The 3,873-nt window shown below is 70.6% G+C and carries 3 protein-coding genes; all 3 read right to left on the bottom strand.

Annotation, left to right across the window (positions count from 1 at the left end):
• A partial coding sequence (locus FOY91_RS20835; RefSeq protein WP_145155923.1) for an alpha/beta fold hydrolase occupies positions 1-923 on the bottom strand: 923 nt, incomplete at its 3' end.
• 89 nt (positions 924-1,012) lie between these two features.
• A complete protein-coding gene (locus FOY91_RS20830; protein WP_145155921.1) occupies positions 1,013-1,978 on the bottom strand; it encodes a TauD/TfdA dioxygenase family protein in 966 nt (321 codons plus the stop codon).
• Between the two features lie 18 nt (positions 1,979-1,996).
• Positions 1,997-3,718 carry an N-acyl-D-amino-acid deacylase family protein gene (locus FOY91_RS20825; RefSeq protein WP_145155919.1) on the bottom strand — a complete coding sequence of 574 codons (1,722 nt, stop codon included), beginning with the start codon at positions 3,716-3,718 and terminating at the stop codon, positions 1,997-1,999.
• Between the last annotated feature and the right edge of the window lie 155 nt (positions 3,719-3,873).

Below are 3,873 nucleotides of genomic sequence, written 5' to 3'. Positions count from 1 at the left end.
GACCTGTTCGTCGCCACGATCCGCGCGAACGCCGCGGCGCGCGCGGCGTTCGCGCGGATCGTGGCGACGAACAGGTCGGTCAGCGGATCGGGCAGGTCGTGGCCCATGCCGTTCACCGTCACCATCCACGCCCCCTTCACGTGGCGGGCGATGTCCTCGCCGCACTCGGGCAGGATCAGCCGGTCGGCCGCGCCGTGGATCACCAGCGTGGGCACGTCCAGCGCCGCCAGCCCCGGCCGGCGGTCGGCCGCACCGCGCGCGGCGGCCAGTTGGCGCCCCGATCCCGACGGGTCGTAGGCGCGGGCCGCCGCCGTGGTGGCGAACGTCCGCAGGTCTGCCTCGGTAGTGGGGTAATCGGGGCTGCCCAGCGCCCGGTTGAGCGTCACCGAATGGCGCAGGAACGCCTCGTGGTCGACCGCCGGATCGGGCGGGGTGGCGGCCATGATCGCCAGCAGCGCGGGGTCGGACGGCGGCAGCGCGGGGTTGCCCGATTGCGACATCATGACGGTGAGCGACAGCCCGCGCGCGGGATGCTCGATGGCCAGCCCCTGCGCGATCATCCCGCCCAGCGACACGCCAAGCACATGCGCCCGCTCCAGTCCCAGCGCGTCGAGCAGGCCCGCCGTGTCCGCCGCCATGTCGGACAACGTGTAGGGCAGATCAGGCACCTCGCCGCGCTGCATGGCGGCCATCACCGCCGCCAGATCGGGCACCGGGACATCGGGGAAGTGGGTCGACAGGCCGACGTCGCGACTGTCGAAGCGGATGGTGCGGAAGCCCGCCGTGCCCAGCGCCGCGCACAGGCTGTCCGGCCAGCGCGTCAGTTGCGCGCCGAGGCCGTGGATCATCAGCAGCGGGATGCCATCCGCCGCACCACCGGTTTCGTAGGCGATATCGATTCCGTTGCAGCGTGCCAGTGGCATGTCGTTCTCCGTCTTCCACCGGTCGCGAGGCCGGCGGGCTTGTCTGCGGTCCCGGCCGGCCGGGTGAGCGATCCCCGTGTCGTGCCGCCCTACACGTCGACGCGCGGCAGGCCCGCGCCGCCGCCGTCCAGCGTGCGGCCCAGCGCGTAATCGCCGGCGATCGTCGTGCGCTGCATCACCCGCGTCTCCTCCGGCGCCACGCCGGAGGCGCTGTGCAGCGTGCGCCAGTTGTCCCACAGCACCATGTCGCCTTCCTGCCAGGCATGATGGTAGGCCGGCGTCGCATCGAGGCAGTGATCGACCACCTCGGCCAGCAGGCGCTCCCCCTCCAGCCCGCCCAACTCGTAGATCCCCACCGCGAACCACGGCGAGACGTTCAGCACCGCCCGCCTCGTCTCGGGCTGGCGGAACACCATCGGGTGCAGCACGCGCGGATAGTGCCACTCGCGCAGCGCGATCTTCGCGCCGGACCGCGCGAACCGCTCCAGCCGCAGCGACTGGCGGGCGCCGAAGCGCATGTGGGCGGCGTTCAGATCCATCTGGTAGACGACATGCAGCCCCTCGATCCGCTCCTTCAGTCCGTCGGGCAGCGTATCGTAGGCGGCGATCTGGTCGATGAAGCCGGTCATCCCGCCCCGCGCCGGCAGGCGCACGGGGCGCAGGATGCCGCCGCGATTGATCCGGTCGGTATAGATCAGGTCCGAATGCCACGGCAGGAAGCCGCCGCGCGGGCGACCGTCCACCGTATAGACGGTGCCGTCGTCCGGATAATATTTGATGTTCACCAGCTCCGGGTGCCCGTCCACCCACGCCTCGCGAAAGGCATGCCGTTCGAGCGGGCCGAACACCTCGCTCAGCGCGACGTGGAACGCGCTGTCCTGCGCGCCGCGAAACAGGATGACGCCGCGATCGATCCACAGATCGAACAGCGCCTGCCGGACCTCGGCGCGGTCGAGATCGGCGTGGGTCAGCCCCTCCACCCGCGCGCCGAACGGCACGGCGGCATCCAGCGGCGCAACGGTGAACGGGAGGGTGGCGGCGATGGTGTCGAGCATGGCGTTCTTCCCCTCGTGTCAGGCAGCACGCGCGCCGCGCACCAGCCGGCCCGGTCGTGCGCCGGTATCGACGCCGTCGCGATAGGTGATCGCACCCGACACGATCGTGGCGTCGTAACCGTCCGCGCGCTGGGTCAGCCGCCGCCCGCCCGCCGGCAGGTCGTGCGCGGTGCGCGGTGCGTGCAGGCGCAGGCGGGCGAGGTCGATCACGTTCAGATCGGCCTTCATCCCCGGCGCGATCACGCCGCGATCGGCCAGCCCCACCGCATGCGCCGGATCGCGCGCCAGCATGCGGATGGCGTCCGGCAGGCCGATCCGCTTGGCCGGATCGGCATGGTTCACCCAGTGCTGGAGAAAATAGGTGGGATAGGCCGCATCGCAGATCATCGAATAATGCGCGCCGCCATCGCCCAGCCCCAGGATCGTGTGCGGATGGCCGAGCATGTGTTCGCCCGCTTCCTCGAAACGATCGCCGCCGCGATTGGCCGACGGGCGATAGAGGATGGCGTGGCCCTCGTCGTTCAGCAGCGTATCGTAGATCACCTCGGCCGGGTCGCACCCGGCAGCGCGGGCGCGGGCCGCGATGCTGGCCGATCGATCGGGGTGGTAGTTCGGCGGATCGCCCAGCTCGAACAGCGAATCGAGATCGTCCACCACCGACTTGAAGAAGGGATGGGGATCGTCCGACCGTTCGGCCATCAGGCGGCGGCGCATGGCCGGATCGCGCATCGCCGCCACCTTTTCGGCCAGCGGCAGCCCCTCGATCGCGCGGAAGCTGGGGTGGAAGGCGAACGGGTGGAGCGACAGGTCCAGCCCCAGCAGCATGCCGGTCGGCCGGGGAATCACCTGCCCGCGGATCGCCAGCCCCTCGCGATTGGCGGTGACGAGCCCATCGAGCATGGCACGCCAGGCGCCGGGGTTGTCCGCCGTCTGCATCAGCGTGAACGAGACGGGGCGGCCGCCCTCCACCGCGATGGCGCGCAGCAGCGCCATCTGGTCGGCGGCGGCCATCCGCGTGTCGCCGAGGATCTGGAAGACGCCGGTGCCCGCATCGCGCAGCCCGGCGGCCAGCGCCAGGATCTCGCGCGTCTCGCTCTCGAACGACGGGACGGGCCGGCCATCGCGGAAGCGGTGGGCGATGTTGCGCGTCGTCGAGACGCCGATCGCACCGGCCTCGATCGCCTTGCGGGTCAACGCGCGCATCTGCGCCAGATCGGCCTCGGTCGGCGGTTCGCGTTCCGCGCCGCGCTCGCCCATCACGTACACGCGCAACGGATTGTGCGGCAGTTGCGCGCCGAAATCGATGTCGGCGCGGCGCTGGTCGAGCGCATCGAGATATTGCGGGAACGTCTCCCAGTTCCACGGCACGCCGGCGGTCATCCCCACGTCGGGAATGTCCTCCCCCCCCTCCATCAGCTTGACCGCCATTTCGTGCTGGCCGGGCTTCACCGGAGCGAAGCCCACGCCGCAATTGCCCATCACCACCGTCGTCACGCCGTGGCCGGACGAGGGCTGGAGCCGGTCCTCCCAGGTGATCTGGCCGTCGTAATGAGTATGCACGTCGACGAAGCCCGGCGTCACGATCCGCCCGCACGCATCGATCTCGCTCGTCCCGCTGCCCGTTACCGCACCCACCGCGACGATGCGGTCGCCGTCGATCGCGATGTCGCCCCGGCGCGGCGGGCTGCCGAGGCCGTCATGGATCTCGCCGTTGCGGATCACGATATCGTGCTGTGCCATGCCGATCCTCTCCGCCGCCGGTTGCCGGCGTGCGTTGACCCTGGTACAACCCCCGCCCACCCCCGCCCCAACCCGAACGAAACGGGACGTGTTACTTGCACGGTGGCACTCTCTTATACCCATCCGACGCTGCCGACTACACCTTTTGCGCTCAC

Source organism: Alterirhizorhabdus solaris (assembly GCF_007785815.1).
Classification (GTDB): Bacteria; Pseudomonadota; Alphaproteobacteria; order Sphingomonadales; family Sphingomonadaceae; genus Alterirhizorhabdus; species Alterirhizorhabdus solaris.
This window is presented reverse-complemented; position numbering and strand designations above follow the sequence as displayed.